This window comes from Bacillus cereus group sp. MYBK139-1 (genome assembly GCF_051916915.1).
Lineage (GTDB): Bacteria > Bacillota > Bacilli > Bacillales > Bacillaceae_G > Bacillus_A > Bacillus_A pacificus.
This window is the reverse complement of record NZ_JBQAHO010000006.1, coordinates 35360-54848: the sequence shown is the minus strand read 5'-3', so window position 1 is coordinate 54848 and position 19489 is coordinate 35360. Positions and strand designations below refer to the sequence as shown.

Sequence of the window (19489 nt, the reverse complement as noted above, 5' to 3'; positions counted from 1 at the left end):
AGAATAACAAATGAAATTCTTTATTGATACAGCAAACATTAACGAAATTAAAGAGGCAAATGCATTAGGCGTATTAGCTGGAGTAACGACAAATCCATCACTTGTAGCAAAAGAAGGTGTAGATTTCCACGAGCGCATTCGTGAAATTTGCAACGTCGTAGAAGGACCTGTAAGTGCAGAAGTAATTAGTTTAGAAGCAGATAAAATGATCGAAGAAGGAAAAGAGTTAGCGAAAATTGCTCCAAACGTTGTTGTAAAAGTTCCAATGACAACAGAAGGTTTAAAAGCAGTAAAAGCGTTCTCTGACTTAGGAATTCGTACAAACGTTACATTAGTGTTCTCAGCAGTTCAAGCATTACTTGCAGCTCGTGCTGGTGCAACATACGTTTCACCATTCTTAGGTCGCTTAGATGATATCGGTCATAACGGTATGGACTTAATTCGCCAAATCGCAGAAATCTTTGCAATTCACGGTATCGAAACAGAAATTATCGCAGCATCTGTACGTCACAGTGTTCACGTAACTGACGCAGCATTAAACGGTGCACATATTGCAACAATCCCAGCAAACGTAATTGCTTCATTAGTGAAGCACCCATTAACAGATCAAGGAATTGAGAAATTCTTAGCTGATTGGGAAAAAACACAAGAGAAATAATAGAAAATCAAGAATCCTAGTTTAATTGACTAGGATTCTTTTTTATTTAAAAGAATTTTCATGCAATTTTGCATATTGTCTTTTAAATTTGTTATATAAGCTATTTAATATATATCAAATCACTTTTTATGTTTCATATTTCGACATAAAACGGTAGAAGTTCTCACCAGAAAACTGGAGGGCATGATTCTATAACAGAAAGCTTAACGTTTATAGGATTGTGCCTTTTTATATAGGGAGGGAAGAAAGTAGAGCACTTGATTTAAATGCACTTATTTATCTGAATTTTAAGTTTTATAAAAGGAGAGAAATAGAATGAGAAGAAAAGCGCCATTTAAAGTGTTATCGTCATTAGCAATTGCGGCAATTATCGGATGCACATCTGTAATGAGTGCTCCATTAGCATACGCAGAAACGCCAGCACAAGAGAAAATAAATGTGTCTACAACACCAATTGATTACAATTTAATTCAAGAAGATCGTTTAGCGGAAGCTCTGAAAGAAAGAGGAACAATTAATCCAGCATCTTCTAAAGAAGAGACGAAAAAAGCTGTAGAGAAATATATTGAAAAGAAACAAGGGGATCAGGCAAATAAAGAAATTCTTCCAACCGATACTGCTAAAGAGGCATCTGATTTCGTGAAAAAAGTAAAAGAGAAAAAAATGGAAGAAAAGGAGAAAGTAAAGAAACCTGAAAAAAATGTTAGCCCTGAGCAAAAGCCTGAACCAAATAAAAAACAATTGAATGGGCAAGTTCCAACATCTAAAGCAAAGCAAGCGCCGTATAAGGGATCTGTTCGAACAGATAAGGTATTAGTATTACTCGTTGAATTTAGTGATTATAAACATAATAATATTGATCAAACGCCAGGGTATATGTATTCGAATGACTTTAGTAGAGAGCATTATCAAAAGATGTTATTTGGTAATGAACCATACACGTTATTTGATGGTTCGAAAGTAAAAACATTTAAACAATATTACGAAGAGCAGTCTGGTGGTAGTTATACGACAGATGGATATGTAACGGAGTGGCTAACTGTTCCAGGAAAAGCATCTGACTACGGTGCTGATGGTAGTAGTGGTCACGATAATAAAGGACCAAAAGGCGCACGTGATTTAGTGAAAGAAGCTTTACATGCAGCTGCTGAGAAAGGGTTAGATTTATCTCAATTTGATCAGTTTGATAGATATGATACAAATGGTGATGGGAATCAAAATGAGCCTGACGGTGTAATTGATCATTTAATGGTAATCCATGCAGGTGTTGGTCAAGAAGCTGGTGGTGGTAAATTAGGCGATGATGCCATTTGGTCACATCGTTCAAAATTAGCAATAGATCCAGTAGCAATTGAAGGGACAAAATCAAAGGTAGATTACTTTGGTGGCAAAGTAGCAGCACATGATTACACAATTGAACCAGAAGATGGAGCAGTAGGCGTATTTGCGCATGAATTTGGACATGACCTTGGCTTACCAGATGAATATGATACGAAATATACTGGAACGGGTTCACCCGTCGAAGCTTGGTCACTCATGAGTGGGGGAAGTTGGACAGGGAAAATTGCAGGAACAGAGCCAACTAGTTTCTCACCACAAAATAAAGATTTCTTACAAAAGAATATGGGTGGCAACTGGGCAAGAATTTTGGAAGTAGATTACGATAACATTAAACGTGGTGTAGGAGTTCCTACATATATCGATCAAAGTGTTACGAAGTCCAATCGTCCAGGCGTTGTACGTGTTAACTTACCAGGTAAAAGTGTTGAAACGATTAAGCCGGAGTTTGGAAAGCATGCATATTACAGTACAAGAGGAGATGATATGCATACAACACTAGAAACACCATTCTTTGATTTAACAAAAGGAACAAATGCAAAATTCGATTATAAAGCAAATTATGAGTTAGAAGCAGAGTGCGATTTTGTCGAAGTACATGCAGTAACAGAAGATGGAACGAAAACATTAATTGATAGACTTGGAGAAAAAGCAGTCCAAGGAGATAAAGATACAACAGATGGGAAATGGATAGATAAATCATATGATTTAAGTCAATTTAAAGGGAAAAAAGTGAAACTACAATTCGACTATATTACAGATCCAGCTGTAACGTATAAAGGTTTTGCGATGGACAATGTAAATGTAACAGTTGATGGACAAGTAGTATTTTCTGATGATGCAGAAGGAACAGCTAAAATGAATGTAAATGGTTTTGTTGTTTCTGATGGGACAGAGAAAAAAGCTCATTATTACTACTTAGAGTGGAGAAACTATGCGGGATCAGATAATGGATTAAAAGCAGGAAAAGGCCCAGTGTATAATACAGGTCTTGTCGTTTGGTATGCAGATGATAGCTTTAAAGATAACTGGGTTGGGGTACATCCAGGTGAAGGATTCCTTGGTGTTGTAGATTCACATCCAGAGGCGCTTGTGGGAAATTTAAATGGAAAACCAACTTACGGTAATACTGGAATGCAAATTGCAGACGCTGCATTTTCATTTGATCAAACACCAGCATGGAGTGTAAATTCATTAACACGTGGACAGTTTAACTATTCTGGATTACAAGGTGTTACAACTTTTGATGACTCAAAAGTATATAGTAACAAACAAATTGCAGACGCAGGAAGAAAAGTTCCGAATCTTGGACTTAAATTCCAAGTTGTTGGACAGGCAGAGGATAAATCAGCAGGCGCTGTTTGGATTAAACGTTAATAACAGAAAAGCACATTCTTCATATGAAGAATGTGCTTTTGAATTTGTACAGTAAGTTATTATTTTAGCTTATGTAATACAAGTGTCTGTTTATATGTAGTGTATCAAATTATGCAGGGAAAGGAAATATTTCCGAGGAAATTGTCGAAGTATCGTTGGTATTGATACACTTTTTTTGTAAAAGAAGAAATGTAGTATTGCCTTTACCATTCAATTTATTTACATTGTTACTTAGCTACACACAAAAGTAATATATTCGGCAAAAAAAGACAACGATGGAATTAACCCATCATTGTCTTTTTTACTTTGCCTTTGTTTTTTATTTTGCTTCTGACATAAATCATTCCGGCAAATGTTAATAAGAATGCAGTTCCAATAACGAAGCTGGCGCTAGGGGATGCCCCGATTGCTCCAACTGTAAAGGATCCAGCAACAACTCCTAATGAGAAGAAAGCATAAAACAATCCAAATGCTTTTCCGCGTTTATCATCTGTCGTATTTTCAACAAGTAATGCATTTATCGATGGGAAAAGGATAGCGAATCCAATGCCATAAATCATCATAACGATAAAGAGCATGCCTTTTGTTGCAAATAATCCAAGTAAAGATAATGCTAATGCCATTACTGCAATACCAATTAGCATTAGTTTTGAACGATTAAATCGATCGTAAATACGATTTGTTGGTAGTAAGAAGAAGAGGATAGCGGTAATACCGAATACACTTAACATCATGCCTGTTGTAGATGCTTTAAGTGCTAATGCCTCAACTTTCACTGGTAACATATAAGTGACAATTCCTTGTGAAAACATGAGTGTGAAAGCACCAATATATGCCTGTAATAACGGTTCTGATTTCAATAGTTCAAACATATCTTCTTTGTTCATCATTTGTGTTCTTGAAGTATCTTTTCTTGATACGTTATTTGGTAAGAAGAAGAGAGATACGATTGTACCAAGAACCATTAAAATAGAAATGGTAATGAACACCCACTCTATACCAGCAGTTGCTTTCATAATCCCGCTGAAGGCAGGTCCTACAATTGCCGCTGTTCCAACAGCAGCACCAGATAGGGCCATTGCCTTACCTTGTCTTGCTGAATTTGTTTGTTTTGATAAAAACGTAAAGGCAGCAGGAATTAAAAATCCGTCACTAAACCCATGCATAAAGCGCACAACTAATAGTTGTTCACCACTTTGAACAACGGTGTATAACAAGACTATGAAACTCGTGAGTCCCATGCTTATATAAAGTATTTTTTTTGCACCAAATTTATCGACAGCAGCGCCAGCAATAATATTACCAATCATATTAGCAAATGAGTACATGCCGACAACTAGCCCAATAATAAGAGGGGATCCTCCAAGACTTTGAGCGAACGTACTCATAATAGGTAATTGTGAAAATGTATCTAGAAACGCTACGATAACAATAAAGTAAATAAAATATTTCAAGCGATATTCACCTCTCCTATGCTATTATGGCATAATGCTAATTTCAACCGCAATGAAATTGAGTTAACAGATGTGGAAAAAAGTACAAAGTGACAAAATATTGAACGTTATTTGTTAAAATTTAGTGGAAATGAGATTGTTTTTTTGAAATATATGGATAGAAGTATTATAATAGATTTGTAAACTTCACCAGGTTAAGTATATACATAGAGAGGGATGTATAAAATGAAAGCATTACTTTGGCATAATCAACGTGATGTAAGAGTAGAAGAAGTACCAGAACCAACTGTAAAACCAGGAGCAGTTAAGATTAAAGTTAAATGGTGTGGTATCTGCGGGACAGACCTGCATGAATATTTAGCAGGACCTATTTTTATTCCAACAGAAGAGCATCCATTAACACATGTAAAAGCACCGGTTATTTTAGGTCATGAGTTTAGCGGTGAGGTAGTTGAAATCGGTGAAGGCGTTACATCTCATAAAGTAGGAGACCGCGTCGTTGTAGAACCAATTTATTCTTGTGGTAAATGTGAAGCTTGTAAACATGGACATTACAATGTTTGTGAACAACTTGTTTTCCACGGTCTTGGCGGAGAAGGCGGCGGTTTCTCTGAATATACAGTAGTACCAGAAGATATGGTTCACCATATTCCAGATGAAATGACATATGAACAAGGTGCACTTGTAGAACCAGCAGCTGTAGCAGTTCATGCAGTACGTCAAAGTAAATTAAAAGAAGGGGAAGCTGTAGCAGTATTTGGTTGTGGTCCAATTGGACTTCTTGTTATCCAAGCAGCTAAAGCAGCAGGAGCAACTCCTGTTATTGCAGTCGAGCTTTCTAAAGAACGTCAAGAGTTAGCAAAATTAGCAGGTGCGGATTACGTATTAAATCCAGCTACTCAAGATGTATTAGCAGAAATTCGTAACTTAACAAATGGTTTAGGTGTAAATGTGAGCTTTGAAGTAACAGGTGTTGAAGTAGTACTTCGTCAAGCAATTGAAAGTACAAGCTTCGAAGGACAAACTGTAATTGTTAGTGTATGGGAAAAAGACGCAACAATTACTCCAAACAATCTTGTACTAAAAGAAAAAGAAGTGGTTGGTATTTTAGGATATCGTCATATCTTCCCAGCTGTTATTAAATTAATTAGCTCTGGCCAAATTCAAGCAGAGAAATTAATTACGAAAAAAATCACAGTGGATCAAGTTGTTGAAGAAGGATTTGAAGCACTTGTAAAAGATAAAACACAAGTGAAAATTCTTGTTTCACCTAAATAATATAGAATAGTAAAAAGTAGCTCTTTTCTAGAAATAGAAGAGGGCTACTTTTTTTCTGTACAGAAAGGTGATAGACTTTCCTGTAACTACAGGTATTTTGTTTGGAAGGGGAAGTCTAATGCTTTCATTTATGTTGACATTGAAACGGATGCTAAAAGCTTGTTTACGAGCGTGGAAAGATAAAGAATTTCAAGTATTATTCGTATTAACATTTTTAACATTAACGTCTGGTACAATTTTTTATAGTACAGTTGAAGGATTACGTCCTCTCGACGCTTTATATTTTAGTGTGGTCACGTTGACGACTGTTGGTGATGCGAATTTTAGTCCGCAAACTGATTTTGGAAAGATATTTACAATCTTATACATATTTATTGGAATTGGATTAGTGTTTGGATTTATACATAAGTTGGCAGTTAATGTCCAACTGCCAAGTATATTATCGAATAGAAAAAAAGAGTAAAGCATGTGTATGCTTTACTCTTTTTTTACATTAGTTTAGATAAGCCTTAATAATAGTTTATTAAAATGAAAGTGCATTCATTCATTATATTCACTATGTATAAAGTTATAATGATATGAACATTTGCATATTTTAATTTAGTGATAGAAATTTCATGAAAGGTGGGATATTCTAGTCATAGGTTAACCGGACGACATCATAGGATCCTAACAAAAAGTTTACAATAATTCGATTATAAAATGGAGGATTTCAGATGAAAAAGAAAGTACTTGCTTTAGCAGCAGCTATTACATTAGTAGCTCCTTTACAAAGCGTTGCATTTGCTCATGAAAATGATGGGGGAAGTAAAATAAAAATAGTTCACCGCTGGTCTGCTGAAGATAAACATAAAGAAGGTGTAAATTCTCATTTATGGATTGTAAACCGTGCGATTGATATTATGTCTCGCAATACAACACTTGTAAAACAAGATCGAGTTGCACAATTAAATGAATGGCGTACGGAGTTAGAGAACGGTATTTATGCTGCTGACTATGAAAATCCTTATTATGATAATAGCACATTTGCTTCACATTTCTATGATCCAGACAATGGAAAAACATATATTCCATTTGCAAAGCAGGCAAAAGAAACTGGCGCTAAATATTTTAAATTAGCTGGTGAATCATACAAAAATAAAGATATGAAACAAGCATTCTTCTATTTAGGATTATCTCTTCATTATTTAGGAGATGTAAACCAACCGATGCATGCGGCAAACTTTACAAATCTTTCATATCCACAAGGATTCCATTCTAAATATGAAAACTTTGTAGATACGATAAAAGATAATTATAAAGTAACGGATGGAAATGGATATTGGAACTGGAAAGGTACAAATCCAGAAGAGTGGATTCATGGAGCGGCAGTAGTAGCGAAACAAGATTACTCTGGAATTGTAAATGATAATACGAAAGATTGGTTCGTAAAAGCAGCTGTGTCACAAGAATATGCAGATAAATGGCGCGCTGAAGTTACGCCAATGACAGGTAAGCGATTAATGGATGCACAACGTGTTACTGCTGGATACATTCAGCTTTGGTTTGATACGTACGGAGATCGTTAAGTATTTAAAAAAGGTCAAATCTCACAATAGAGTATTTGACCTTTTTATTACTATACAAATGGAGGTATGGAACGTGAAAGGTAAATTGCTAAAAGGTGTACTTAGCTTTGGGATTGGTTTAGGAGTTTTATACGGAGGATCTTCAGTGCAAGCAGACACGTCTACAGATCAAAACAACACTTTGAAAGTGATGACGCACAACGTGTATATGCTATCAACTAACTTATATCCGAACTGGGGACAAAGTCAGCGTGCCGATTTAATTGGGGTGGCAGATTATATTAAGAATCAGGATGTAGTTATATTAAATGAAGTATTTGATAATAGCGCATCAGATCGTTTGTTAGGGAATTTGAAGAAAGAATATCCAAATCAAACAGCAGTATTAGGTCGTAGTAATGGAAATGAATGGGATAAAACGTTAGGTAGCTATTCATCTTCAACGCCTGAAGATGGAGGCGTTGCAATCGTGAGTAAATGGCCGATCGTTGAAAAGATTCAATATGTATTTGCAAAAGGATGCGGGCCAGATAATTTATCAAATAAAGGGTTTGTATACACGAAAATTAAGAAAAATGATCGTTTCGTTCATGTGATTGGGACACACTTGCAGGCTGAAGATAGTATGTGTGGAAAAACTTCACCTGCATCTGTACGTACAAACCAGCTAAAAGAAATTCAAGATTTTATTAAAAATAAGAATATACCAAATGACGAGTACGTTCTATTTGGTGGTGATATGAACGTGAATAAAATAAATGCAGAGAACAATAGTGACTCAGAGTACGCATCCATGTTTAAAACATTGCATGCGTCAATTCCATCTTATACGGGACATACAGCAACTTGGGATGCAACGACAAACAGTATTGCAAAATATAATTTCCCTGATAGTCCTGCTGAGTATTTAGATTATATTATTGCAAGTAAGGACCATGCGAATCCATCATTTATAGAGAATAAAGTATTACAACCAAAATCTCCACAGTGGACTGTTACATCATGGCTCAAAAAATATACGTATGATGATTATTCTGATCATTATCCAGTAGCAGCAACTATTTCTATGAAGTAGTTCTAAAAAAGTTTCTTCTTAAATAGGAAGAAACTTTTTTATTTTGTAGAGGAGATTCCAACTTTCTTTCCAATATGTATAAGACATATAGAGAAGAGGAGAGAAAAATGTGGATCGAGGAATTTTTAAAGAAGTTCCATTACCTTGTGCATTTTTGGATGAAGTAGCTTTAGATAGAAATATTCAATTGATTATAGAATTAAGTGGAAATAAGAAGATTCGTATAGCGAGTAAATCGTTACGTTCTGTTCCGGTTATGCAAAAGATTTTAGCTGCAAATGATCGTTTTCAAGGTATTATGTGTTTTTCACCTAGGGAAGTTTTGTTTTTAATTGAACAAGGATTCAATGATTTATTGCTCGGATATCCTGCTTATGATGATAGAGCGTTACATGAAATAAGTTTGCTAACAAAGCAAGGGCTCATTATAACTTGTATGGTGGATTGTGAAGATCATATTGTTTATTTAGAAAAAATTGCTGAGAAGTCTAAAGGATGTTTTCGTGTTTGCTTAGATATTGATATGAGTAGTCGTTTTTTAAATTTTCATTTTGGGGTCAAAAGATCACCGGTAAGAGATGTGCAAGGTGCTTTGAAAATAGTAAAAAGGTTGAAAAAATCATCATTTTTAATACTAGATGGTGTAATGGGATATGAAGCCCAAATTGCTGGGGTAGGAGATCACATACCGAATCAACGAGTAAAAAGTAAAGTGATTTCATATTTAAAGAAGAAATCAGTGTTAGAAGTTAAAGGAAGAAGAGGACATATCGTAAAAGAAATACAAAATCTAGGTATTGAACTAAGGTTTGTAAATGGAGGAGGCACAGGAAGTATAAAAACAACTGAGCAAGATCATTCAGTTTCAGAGATTACAATAGGTTCTGCTTTCTATGCCCCGAAGCTGTTTGATTATTATAAAGAAGTACAACTTCAGCCAGCTGTCGGATTTGCTTTACCAGTTGTGCGTAAACCAGCTCCAACAATTTACACTTGTCTAGGTGGTGGATATATTGCCTCAGGCGCAATTGGGAAGGATAAAGAACCTGAGATTTGGAGGCCAAATGGTGCCAAACTATTAGCTTTAGAAGGTGCTGGTGAAGTGCAAACACCGATTTTCTACAACGGTGAGGAACGAATAGAAATAGGAGATTCTATCTTGTTTCGCCATAGTAAAGCTGGAGAGTTATGTGAGCGGTTTCCGTTTTTATATCGTGTGAAAGAGGGAGAGATTGTTGGGGAGTATTCAACATATCGGGGGGATGGCCAATGCTTTCTATAAAGGGACAAAAATGGAGAAATTGGACAGGGAATGTAGAAGGAACACCGCATTATACGATGTATCCAGAAAGTATACAAGATGTAGTAGAAGTTGTAGAGCTTGCACGAAAAGAAGGGAAGAAAATTCGCGTTGTCGGTTCAGGACACTCGTTTACCCCTCTTGTGCAGACGGAAGAAATTTTAGTCTCTTTAGATGAATTGAAGGGTATTGTGAATGTTGATGCGGAGAAGATGGTTGCCGAAGTATGGGCAGGAACAAAGTTACATGAGCTAGGGAAGTTACTTGAGGAAAAAGGTTATGCGCAAGAAAATTTAGGGGATATTGATTCGCAATCTATTGCAGGAGCGATTAGTACAGGGACTCATGGGACGGGAATTACCTTTGGAAGTTTATCAACACAAGTTATAGAGATTACCGCAGTTTTATCTACAGGTGAGAGTATAGTTTGTTCACAAACGGAGAATGTACAATATTGGAGAGCTTTTCAGTTGTCTCTTGGAATGTTAGGTATCATTGTAAAAATAAAATTGAAGGTTATTCCAGCTTATTCACTCGTTTATAAAAGTGAAAAACAGTCCTTATCTACTGTAATGAACAAGCTAGAAGAATATAAGAAGAATCGCCATTTTGAATTTTTTGTTTTTCCTTATTCAGATGAAGTGCAAGTGAAAATTACAAACGAAACAACGGGTAAAAAAAGTGATTTGAAATGGCATAAACTAAAGGTAGAGTTACTTGAAAATAAGATGTTCTCTTTGTTATCTAAAGGATGTAAATGGTTTCCTTCTATAAGTAAAGGAGTAAGTCGATTATCGGCTAAAGCTGTACCGAATACAAAAATAATTGGTCCGAGTTATGAAGTATTTGCTACATCGCGTGCGGTTCCATTTTATGAAATGGAGTATAGTGTTCCTGCAAAGTATATGCAGGCCGTTGTAGAAGAAATTTCAAACCTTATTGAAAAGAAAAAGTATAAAGTACACTTCCCAATTGAATGCCGTTATGTGAAAAGGGATGACATATGGCTCAGTCCAGCGTATGGAAGAGATTCTGCGTATATAGCTGTTCATATGTATAAAGGTATGAAGTATGCTGCTTATTTTGGTGAGGTGGAGAAAATTTTTCTAAAGTATGAAGGACGCCCGCATTGGGGGAAAATGCATACGTTAACGTATGAAAAATTACAAAATATATATCCAGAATTGCATTCGTTTCTAAAGGTGAGGAAATTATTAGATGAAGCAGAAATGTTTTCAAACCCTTACACAGAAAAGTTATTTACGATTATGAAAAAAAGCTGACAAAGTATTACTTGTCAGCTTTTTTTAGTACGATCGCATTTCTTGTTTGACTAATTCGCTCGTAAAATAGTAACTTATCACGACTAAATACATGTAATAAAACATGAATAATAAATAGACCGTTAATTACGAGTTGGAATAATAATATAACTACTAATACTAAAGGTTCTTTAAGATTTAAGATAGAGCTACTAGAAAGAATATAATTGATTCCACCTAAAACGAAATAGAATATACCATAACGGATGAATAGTTCCTTCAACGTAATACGATCTGATTTTCCTTTCACGTAAATACGAAGCAACGCTTTACCAATTGTCTTTCCATTCGTAAAGTATGGAATGATAATAAAGTAAATAAAGATCGAACACGTTATGAAAATGAGTTCATATATGTTCGTGTAAGATTGAATATTAGAAACAAAGAAAGAATTTCCTTTGTTTTTAATGACAGGTACAACGATGGATAAGAAAATCCAATCAATTTGCATCGCGATAAGGCGACGAACGAATCCGACTGGTTTCGTTTCCAAATTAATATGACTATCTAATTCGTTTGCTTTCGGAAGGAAGTACGTAAATATTGGTGCAATGATAAAGCCGATTACGCCGCCTAATGTATTTAAAAACAGATCGTCTATATCAAATAAGCGGTACGCACAATTGTATATACCGTATAGTCCAGTCACTTGTGTTAGCTCGAAAAAGAGTGAAAGACAAAAAGAAATACAAATTGTTTGTAAGAAACTACGTCGGAAATAATAACGTAAGTAAATACCGAATGGAACGGTTAATAGAACGTTAAATGCTACTTGTAAAAACGCAGATTCTTTTAATAGGTAGAAATAAGTAGCTGGTTTCGTTAAAATTGCCGAAGTATGATTACTAATTTCTTGTATGAAATAAAATGGTGATAGTTGCATGTGCTGCGTATTAGCCGGTTGTAGGCTACAAGTATCATATGTTTGTGGTAACGGCAAAATCACAAGAAAATAGGCATTTAATAAGTAAAGTAATAATGAGTACAAAATAAATGAACGCCATTTATTTAAATAACCGTACTTTCGGTAGTTAAATATTAAAAAAGGTATTAAGAGGAACATTGCTAAAATAGGAAATAAAATAAATGCTGTTTTTATTGGAAATATATATGCAGTCAAAATGAAGCTCCTTTCAATGAAAATTCGTTTATCATTATAACGTTAAAAGAACCTTAAAACAAAATTAAAATATTTCGAAATAGAAAAAATTACAAATTTCAACGGAATTAAGTTATACTAAATTTAATATAATGATATTATGATTATTATAAGTTGAGAGAGGGTACAAAATATGCGATATGAGCTTTTTTCTGTAAGTGGGGATCATATTACAACTTTTGAAAGTGCATGGCGTTTTCAAGAGGGAGAACAGATTTTTGTTCATGATGATCAAATAAAACGAAATTTTATTATTATCCGCCTAACGCATGATGTATTTCAACAAAATAAACATGTTATTCGTTTGTATTGTCAAGAAAAGAAAGTATATGCATAAAAGAGCCCCTCTTACTGTACAAAAAAAAGTAAGAGGGGCTTTATCATTATAAAGATATAAAAAAGCGAGTCATCCTAGTGTAATAGAATGACTCGCTTTTTTATTTGTAAGTTTCACCTTATAAGAAAATAAGAGTAAGTACACCTACGATAATGCAATAGAAAGAGAAATATTTTAAATTTCCTTTTGCCATAATGTTCATAAACCATTTTAATGAAATATACGTCATGATAAATGTTGCGATAAATGCAACGATATAGGGTACGAATAATGTATCTAGATTTGGATCTTTTGCAATGTCTGTAATACTTAGTAATAAACCACCTAAGCTAACAGGGATATATAGTAAGAATGAGAAACGAAGAGCCGTTTCCTGTTTCATACCAAGTAACATCGCAGCTACGATTGTTGCACCTGATCGGCTTATTCCAGGAATTAGTGCGCAAGCTTGTGCTAATCCGACGATAATTGCATCTTTCATAGAAAGATCGCCATCATTTTTACGTCCACGCAAGTTTCTAATAATCCAAAGGCCGACAGCGGTAATAAGAAGGGAAATCCCAACCATTTTCACACCTTTTAAGTACTGATCAATGTAATCTTTAAATAAAACACCAATAACACCTGCTGGAATGGTCGCAATGACAAGGTAAATAATAAAGAAGAAATCTGATTTTGCATCTTCTGCTCTTGTAAATATATAAGATAGACCATTCTTTGTTAGACGAATTAAATCATTTCTATAAATAAGTAATACAGCTAATAATGAAGCTGAATTAACAAGTAGTTCAAAGCTAAACCCCTCTATTTTTAGTCCTAGCAAATGCTGTGCCAAAACGAGGTGACCGCTTGAAGAAATCGGAATCGGTTCTGTTAGTCCTTGGAACAGACCAAGAATTAAATATTTTAAAATGTAGTAAAATTGTTCCATAATAACCTCCTTGTTTAATAGTTGAAAGAAACAACTTGTCCATTATAACAAAGATACGGCTCAATATTGAGAAGAAATAAATATTCGAAATATAATAAAAATCCCTTATAACAGTATAAGGGATTTTTACTATTAATGAGAAACTACTGTTTCTTCAAGACTTTTTGTTAATTGAACATCGACTTTCTCAGCATCATGAATGTGATTCATAATAGTAGTATTTAACTTTTGGAACATTTGTTGTGTATTAGCGAATTCTCGTAATATATCATCATTACAAGTCTTTTGGTTTTCAATAGCTTTAATAACATTTGTAGCACCGTTTTGTAACGTTTGAATCATAATTAAAATATTTTCGATTCTAGCGTTTGTATCGGCACTCATTTCTACACCTTCATCGACTAAATGCAAATTATCTTTTGTATTATCGTATGCTTTTTCAATTTCTTCTTGAATTTTTTTCGTTAAGTTGCCGATGTTTTTTGTACTTTCAGCGGTACTTTCTGCTAGTTTTCTTACTTCATTGGCAACGACAGCGAATCCTTTACCGTGCTCTCCAGCACGAGCAGCTTCAATACTTGCATTTAAAGCAAGTAAATTTGTTTGTGCTGCAATGTTTTGGATGACTTCTACAATTTGCTCAATTTCTTTTGAGCGTTCACTTAAATGATTCATACTATTAGACGTGCGCTGGGATTGTTCACCTAATTTATTAATTACAATAAGTAAACGATGAACAGATTCTTTTCCTTCGTTAGAACAATCAATAATTTCTTCAATAGATTGAATTAAGCTTTGTTCTTTTTGTAGCATTTCGTTATTCAATTCATTGGAATGTGTAGTACGTGTTGAAACATTTTCGAAACATGAGCTTAATTGTTGAACTAAACTTTGAAGTGTATTGTGCTGGTTATTTACAAGTTGCTGCTCTTGAACAACGCTTTGTACACGATCGTGGATAGAAGAAATAGTCTCTTGTTGTTCGATATCCTTTTGTTTTAATTCTGCTTCTAGTTCTTGTATACGACTTTCTAATTGATCAATTTTATGTTGGAGTGATTTCTTTTGAGTAAACATATATTTATTTCAACCGCCTTTAGAAGTTATATTTTCTCTATATTTGGATTTTAGCATCTTTTATAATTTTTAAATATAGGAATTGTTAAATATTTAAGAATCTATTACATTTTATGCATAATTCCCTTTTTTTCGTCATGAAAAATAAACTGTATTTAATGGTATTGTAAACAAACTGTAAAATAAATCATGTATAACTGTATAAGAAGGGAGTCGGATTATGAACTATTTTAAGCGAATCAGTAGTCTAGTATTAGCAGGAATTATAGGTCTTTCTAGTACAGTCGCTGTTAAAGCAGAGTCAAACGACGAGAAACTTAACAACATGCAACAGCAATTGCAGCAAAACGATGCAGAAATGCAAAAGAAAGAGCAAGAGAAGCAAGCTGTTAGTAAAGAAATTCAAGGTATCGAAAACGAACTACATAATTTAAATAATACAATTGCAAAAAATAAAGAGGATCAAGCTGCTATTCAACGTAAAATTGATGAAACACATAAGCAGATTGAACAAAAAAAGAACGAAATTGTCGTTTTAGAGGATAAAGTCCTTGCTCGTAAGGATATTATGAGAAAACGTATGGTTTCTGTTCAAAACAGTTCAAATACAAGTTTAGTAGTAGAAGTTGTAGTAGAGTCAAAGAACTTTGCAGACTTCTTACAACGTATGAACGCAGTTTCTACTATTCTAGAAGCTGATAAAGAAATTCTACGTCTACAAGAACAAGATCTTCGTCAAATTGAAGAAGATAAGAAAACAATTGACGAGAAAGAAGCATCTTTAGTAGTAGACAAACAAAAATTAGCAAAAGCACAAGCTGAACTGCAAGATAACTTGAAAAAGCGTCAAGCTAACTTACAAACAGTTCAAGCTAAATATAATCAGGTTGCAAGCCAACTTAATTTAGCAGCAGAAGAAAAAGCTAAAATCGAATCAAACATGAAAGCAGTACAAGAAACAATTGCTCGTGAACAAGAAGCAGCGAGAATTGCAGCAGAAGAGCGTGCAAAAGCGGAGGCAGCTGCAAAGGCAGAGCAAGAAGCTTTAGCTAAGGCACAAGCGGAAGTTGCTGAAAATAAAAAGCAAGAAAAAGAAAAAGCTAATAAACCAGCTGAACCTGTAGCTAATAATAATTCGAAGGTAGAACCTGCACAACCTTCTAAGCCAACTGCTGGTGGAAGAGAAATCTATGTACATGCAACAGCTTATACAGCAGATCCAGGTGAAAATGGCTATGGGCCAGGACAACAAGTATATTCTGCATGGGGAGGCTATAATCTAACTGCAAACCCAGGAATGAAATTAATTGCAGTGGACCCATCTGTTATCCCATTAGGTTCTCGCGTATATGTTGAAGGATACGGAGAAGCAATTGCAGCAGATACTGGTGGCGCGATTAAAGGTCACAAAATTGATGTTTTAATGCCAGATAAAGCTTCATCTAGTAAATGGGGCAGAAAAAATGTTAAGCTTACAATTTTAAACTAACATGTAATCCAACTTTACAATACGTGAAGTTGGATTTTTTTGTAAAAATAATGTTAAGTTGAGTTTACATTTTGTTAAGGATAGCATACAATGGTGGTGAGAGGTGGTAAATTTGACCATTTTAAATAGAGTGAAGGAATTAAGAGCTCGGTTTAATTTTTCGCAAAGTGTATTAGCAGAAAAGGTTGGAGTGACGAGACAAACAATCGCGGCAATTGAAAAAGGGGATTATGTTCCTTCTTTGTTATTAGCACTTACGATTTGCGATGTATTCGAGCTCAAGATGGAAGATGTGTTTGTTTTAAATAAGGAGGGGGAAGAGGATGAATAAAATTGCGGTTTCGTATATTTTAAATGTGCTGAGGTTTATGATTGCTTGTTGGGCATTTATTGAACTCTATTATGCTTGGATAGAGCTGGCAAATATTATTGAAACTAAGAAATTGCCATTTGAAGTAACAATCAATATGATACCGTTAGGATTATTAATTATTGTAGCTATTATAACGACGATTTTTTATAAAGTTCAAAAGAAGAAACATAAAGCCCTTTCTTATTGGATGTACCCATTACTATTTCCACAAGAAGATGAGCGGGAAAAAGAAATCACGCAAAAGGCATGCCGAACAACATTTATTTCATTCTGGTATGGGGTAGTTATTGCTATTGGATGTTTAACGCTTTCTCCTGTAGCTAATTTATATATTCCTGGATATCCGTTATATATTTTGTTTTTTATGCTTTTTGTTCAAATGACAGTTTTTTATGTATCATTGTACAGAAATAAGTTGGTCTGAAAAGAAACCTTCTTGCCTATGCAAGAAGGTTTCTTTTTAGCTTATACTTGTACATATAGCAATATTATCTTATCATTTTATATAGAGTAAGATTTTGTAAGGGAAAGGAATTGTATATGAATAAGCAAAGAATTTATAGTATAGTAGCAATCCTCCTATTTGTTGTAGGTGGTGTATTAATCGGCAAGCCATTTTATGATGGATATCAAGCTGAAAAGAAACAGACTGAAAATGTACAGGCTGTCCAAAAGATGGATTATGAAAAACATGAGACGGAATTTGTAGATGCTTCGAAAATTAACCAACCAGATTTGGCAGAAGTAGCGAACGCATCTTTAGATAAGAAACAAGTAATTGGTCGTATTTCGATTCCAAGTGTTTCATTAGAACTTCCTGTTTTAAAGTCTTCTACTGAGAAAAACTTATTATCAGGTGCAGCAACAGTAAAAGAAAATCAAGTAATGGGAAAAGGGAATTATGCATTAGCAGGACATAACATGTCTAAAAAAGGTGTTTTATTTAGTGATATAGCTTCTCTAAAAAAAGGCGATAAAATTTATTTGTATGATAATGAAAACGAATATGAATATGCGGTTACTGGTGTATCTGAAGTAACTCCTGATAAGTGGGAAGTTGTTGAAGATCATGGGAAAGACGAGATAACGCTAATTACATGTGTATCAGTGAAAGATAATTCTAAACGTTACGTTGTTGCTGGTGATTTAGTAGGAACGAAGGCGAAGAAATAAAAAAGATGAGGGAAATCCCTCATCTTTTTTTAATCCATCCATTTCACTAACTTCTTAGAAATTAGTAATAAAACACAGCCTAATACAATTGCTACAGCGCCAATTACTGTAAATACTTCAGCATATCCAAGTGAAGTTGTGAAGCTTGCAAGTTGTCCACCTAAAATGTTAGCGATTCCTGAGCTTGCTAACCATACTCCCATTAATAAAGAAGCAAGTTTTACTGGGGCAAGCGCACTAACCATTGATAGTCCAACAGGTGATAAGAATAGCTCACCTAACGTATGGAAAAGATACGTAAAGACGATAAATAGTAAGTTTGCTTTTTCTGTAATGTTATGTTCATCACTACCTGTTTTTAATGTAGCAATAACGAGAATGATATAACCGATACCGAGCAAGATCATACCAAGTCCCATTTTAGTTGGGATTTTTAAATCCCCACGCTTGCGAGTTGCAAGTTTTGCCCATAATGCTGAGATGACTGGAGCAAGTAAAATAATAAATAATGGATTGACCGATTGGAACCAAGATGTTGGAACTTCCCATCCGAACACAGAGCGGTCTACAAATTTGTTTGTATATAATGTTAATGAACTACCAGCTTGTTCAAAGCCAGCCCAGAAGAAGACAACGAAGCATGTTAAAATGACGATAACTGCAGTACGTTGTTTTTCTTTTTTTGTTAACGGTGTATCTCCTACTGATGGTTGTCCATCTGTTGTTTGTAAATCGCGAGTTGGTTTTTTACCGATATCACCAAGGAAGCGATTGGATAGTGTTGTAAATAAAATTTGTCCAATGATCATTCCGATTGAAGCGGCTAAGAATCCGTAACGGAATCCGTAATGTACAACGCCATCAACCGTTGTTTTGAATAAATTTTCTGATAAAAATCCGCAAACGAGTGGAGCTAAAAATGATCCGACGTTAATACCCATATAGAAAATGGTAAATGCACTATCACGTTTTGGATCGTTCTCTTCATATAATTCCCCAACTAGTGTAGAGATGTTCGGTTTGAAGAATCCGTTACCAATAATAATAAGCGCTAATCCGAGGTATAGGCCGACTTGGTTTTGTAAGGCAAATAGTGTAAGGTTACCGATTGCCATTGTTATACCACCAATTGTAATCGCTTTTCGTCTACCTAGAAAACGGTCTGTTAAGTATCCACCAATCATTGGTGTGAAATAACAGGCTCCAGTGTAAAATCCGTAAATAGAGAGTGCCCATGCGGGACTAAACCCAAGACCACCGCTTACTAAAGCTGTCGTTAAATATAATGTTAATAATCCTCGTAATCCATAGTAACTAAATCTTTCCCACATTTCTGTAAAGAAGAGTAAGTATAAACCTGGAGGATGTTTCTTTTTTCTTTGTTGTTCTTTTTCTAGTTGTATCGCTGATTCCATGTTATTTTCCTCCTGACACAAACAAAAACAAAGTTAATAATTTTGTACATTTAATATTTTACCTTATTAACTATTATAAGTCAATAAAGGTTGATTTTTCAGAAGAAATTGGAAAAGGGATATAGCTATAGAATGAGTGTTTCTTTTATGTTAGACTATGGACTA

18 protein-coding genes are annotated in these 19489 nt (G+C 34.6%); 13 read left to right on the top strand and 5 right to left on the bottom strand.

Annotation, left to right across the window (positions count from 1 at the left end; translation table 11 throughout):
• The first annotated feature begins 10 nt into the window (after positions 1-10).
• Positions 11-658, top strand: coding sequence for a fructose-6-phosphate aldolase (gene fsa, locus ACTFRS_RS23975; protein ID WP_000667661.1), 648 nt, complete (start codon positions 11-13; stop codon positions 656-658).
• 315 nt (positions 659-973) lie between these two features.
• The gene (gene inhA2 / locus ACTFRS_RS23970) at positions 974-3373 is read left to right on the top strand and encodes a M6 family metalloprotease immune inhibitor InhA2 (protein ID WP_139869409.1); all 2400 of its coding nucleotides are present in this window, start codon (positions 974-976) and stop codon (positions 3371-3373) included.
• Positions 3374-3654: 281 nt separating this feature from the next.
• Here the strand turns inward: inhA2 and ACTFRS_RS23965 are convergent, their stop codons facing one another.
• A complete protein-coding gene (locus ACTFRS_RS23965) occupies positions 3655-4827 on the bottom strand; it encodes an MFS transporter (RefSeq protein WP_139869410.1) in 1173 nt (390 codons plus the stop codon).
• A 225-nt stretch (positions 4828-5052) separates the two neighbouring features.
• Between ACTFRS_RS23965 and bdhA the strand changes: the two genes are divergently transcribed.
• From bdhA to ACTFRS_RS23935, 6 genes are all read left to right on the top strand, one after another.
• Entirely contained in the window at positions 5053-6105 is a 1053-nt protein-coding gene (gene bdhA / locus ACTFRS_RS23960; protein ID WP_000645822.1) for a (R,R)-butanediol dehydrogenase, read from the top strand.
• 118 nt (positions 6106-6223) lie between these two features.
• Entirely contained in the window at positions 6224-6568 is a 345-nt protein-coding gene (locus tag ACTFRS_RS23955; RefSeq protein WP_000948234.1) for a potassium channel family protein, read from the top strand.
• A 253-nt stretch (positions 6569-6821) separates the two neighbouring features.
• The gene (gene cerA, locus ACTFRS_RS23950) at positions 6822-7673 is read left to right on the top strand and encodes a phospholipase CerA (RefSeq protein WP_000731010.1); all 852 of its coding nucleotides are present in this window, start codon (positions 6822-6824) and stop codon (positions 7671-7673) included.
• A 58-nt stretch (positions 7674-7731) separates the two neighbouring features.
• The gene (gene sph, locus ACTFRS_RS23945) at positions 7732-8748 is read left to right on the top strand and encodes a sphingomyelinase C (protein ID WP_242293921.1); all 1017 of its coding nucleotides are present in this window, start codon (positions 7732-7734) and stop codon (positions 8746-8748) included.
• Positions 8749-8857: 109 nt separating this feature from the next.
• On the top strand, positions 8858-10030 hold the full coding sequence (locus ACTFRS_RS23940; RefSeq protein WP_439195528.1) for an amino acid deaminase/aldolase: 1173 nt from the start codon (positions 8858-8860) through the stop codon (positions 10028-10030).
• Positions 10018-11331, top strand: coding sequence for a D-arabinono-1,4-lactone oxidase (locus ACTFRS_RS23935; RefSeq protein WP_431084911.1), 1314 nt, complete (start codon positions 10018-10020; stop codon positions 11329-11331). The genes ACTFRS_RS23940 and ACTFRS_RS23935 overlap by 13 nt, the downstream gene beginning before the upstream one ends.
• Before the next feature lie 7 nt (positions 11332-11338).
• On the opposite strand, the gene ACTFRS_RS23930 is transcribed toward ACTFRS_RS23935, so the two are convergent.
• Positions 11339-12490, bottom strand: a complete 1152-nt coding sequence (locus ACTFRS_RS23930) for a VanZ family protein (RefSeq protein ID WP_000127968.1) — start codon at positions 12488-12490, stop codon at positions 11339-11341.
• 172 nt (positions 12491-12662) lie between these two features.
• Between ACTFRS_RS23930 and ACTFRS_RS23925 the strand changes: the two genes are divergently transcribed.
• Positions 12663-12866 (top strand): hypothetical protein, encoded by a 204-nt coding sequence (locus tag ACTFRS_RS23925; RefSeq protein WP_001268330.1) that lies wholly within the window; start codon positions 12663-12665, stop codon positions 12864-12866.
• Between the two features lie 118 nt (positions 12867-12984).
• Here the strand turns inward: ACTFRS_RS23925 and ACTFRS_RS23920 are convergent, their stop codons facing one another.
• Complete coding sequence (locus ACTFRS_RS23920) at positions 12985-13797, bottom strand: undecaprenyl-diphosphate phosphatase (RefSeq protein ID WP_000434782.1); 813 nt, start codon at positions 13795-13797, stop codon at positions 12985-12987.
• A 132-nt stretch (positions 13798-13929) separates the two neighbouring features.
• Positions 13930-14610: a methyl-accepting chemotaxis protein gene (locus ACTFRS_RS23915; protein WP_372465543.1), complete on the bottom strand. Its 681-nt coding sequence runs from the start codon at positions 14608-14610 to the stop codon at positions 13930-13932.
• A 484-nt stretch (positions 14611-15094) separates the two neighbouring features.
• On the opposite strand from ACTFRS_RS23915, the gene ACTFRS_RS23910 reads away from it, so the two are divergent.
• The 4 genes from ACTFRS_RS23910 to ACTFRS_RS23895 all read left to right on the top strand — a co-directional run bounded on the left by ACTFRS_RS23910 (position 15095) and on the right by ACTFRS_RS23895 (position 17909).
• Entirely contained in the window at positions 15095-16363 is a 1269-nt protein-coding gene (locus tag ACTFRS_RS23910; protein WP_242293918.1) for a 3D domain-containing protein, read from the top strand.
• 112 nt (positions 16364-16475) lie between these two features.
• Positions 16476-16694 (top strand): helix-turn-helix transcriptional regulator, encoded by a 219-nt coding sequence (locus ACTFRS_RS23905; RefSeq protein WP_000154009.1) that lies wholly within the window; start codon positions 16476-16478, stop codon positions 16692-16694.
• On the top strand, positions 16687-17160 hold the full coding sequence (locus ACTFRS_RS23900) for a DUF2178 domain-containing protein (protein ID WP_139869415.1): 474 nt from the start codon (positions 16687-16689) through the stop codon (positions 17158-17160). Before ACTFRS_RS23905 ends, ACTFRS_RS23900 begins: the two co-directional genes overlap by 8 nt.
• A 116-nt stretch (positions 17161-17276) precedes the next feature.
• Positions 17277-17909: a class A sortase gene (locus ACTFRS_RS23895; RefSeq protein WP_001041721.1), complete on the top strand. Its 633-nt coding sequence runs from the start codon at positions 17277-17279 to the stop codon at positions 17907-17909.
• A gap of 29 nt (positions 17910-17938) precedes the next feature.
• Here ACTFRS_RS23895 and ACTFRS_RS23890 read toward each other — a convergent pair whose 3' ends face one another.
• Entirely contained in the window at positions 17939-19324 is a 1386-nt protein-coding gene (locus ACTFRS_RS23890) for a peptide MFS transporter (protein ID WP_000443133.1), read from the bottom strand.
• Positions 19325-19489: the final 165 nt, after the last annotated feature.

Excerpts from the sequence above, each read along its gene's own strand:
- ACTFRS_RS23955 (WP_000948234.1), top strand. The coding sequence starts at position 6,224 with ATGCTTTCATTTATGTTGACATTGAAACGGATGCTAAAAGCTTGTTTA.
- sph (WP_242293921.1), top strand. The coding sequence starts at position 7,732 with ATGGAGGTATGGAACGTGAAAGGTAAATTGCTAAAAGGTGTACTTAGC.
- ACTFRS_RS23900 (WP_139869415.1), top strand. The coding sequence starts at position 16,687 with ATGAATAAAATTGCGGTTTCGTATATTTTAAATGTGCTGAGGTTTATG.
- ACTFRS_RS23915 (WP_372465543.1), bottom strand. The coding sequence starts at position 14,610 with ATGCTACAAAAAGAACAAAGCTTAATTCAATCTATTGAAGAAATTATT.
- fsa (WP_000667661.1), top strand. The coding sequence starts at position 11 with ATGAAATTCTTTATTGATACAGCAAACATTAACGAAATTAAAGAGGCA.
- ACTFRS_RS23935 (WP_431084911.1), top strand. The coding sequence starts at position 10,018 with ATGCTTTCTATAAAGGGACAAAAATGGAGAAATTGGACAGGGAATGTA.
- ACTFRS_RS23910 (WP_242293918.1), top strand. The coding sequence starts at position 15,095 with ATGAACTATTTTAAGCGAATCAGTAGTCTAGTATTAGCAGGAATTATA.
- ACTFRS_RS23925 (WP_001268330.1), top strand. The coding sequence starts at position 12,663 with ATGCGATATGAGCTTTTTTCTGTAAGTGGGGATCATATTACAACTTTT.
- ACTFRS_RS23920 (WP_000434782.1), bottom strand. The coding sequence starts at position 13,797 with ATGGAACAATTTTACTACATTTTAAAATATTTAATTCTTGGTCTGTTC.
- cerA (WP_000731010.1), top strand. The coding sequence starts at position 6,822 with ATGAAAAAGAAAGTACTTGCTTTAGCAGCAGCTATTACATTAGTAGCT.
- ACTFRS_RS23890 (WP_000443133.1), bottom strand. The coding sequence starts at position 19,324 with ATGGAATCAGCGATACAACTAGAAAAAGAACAACAAAGAAAAAAGAAA.
- bdhA (WP_000645822.1), top strand. The coding sequence starts at position 5,053 with ATGAAAGCATTACTTTGGCATAATCAACGTGATGTAAGAGTAGAAGAA.
- inhA2 (WP_139869409.1), top strand. The coding sequence starts at position 974 with ATGAGAAGAAAAGCGCCATTTAAAGTGTTATCGTCATTAGCAATTGCG.
- ACTFRS_RS23895 (WP_001041721.1), top strand. The coding sequence starts at position 17,277 with ATGAATAAGCAAAGAATTTATAGTATAGTAGCAATCCTCCTATTTGTT.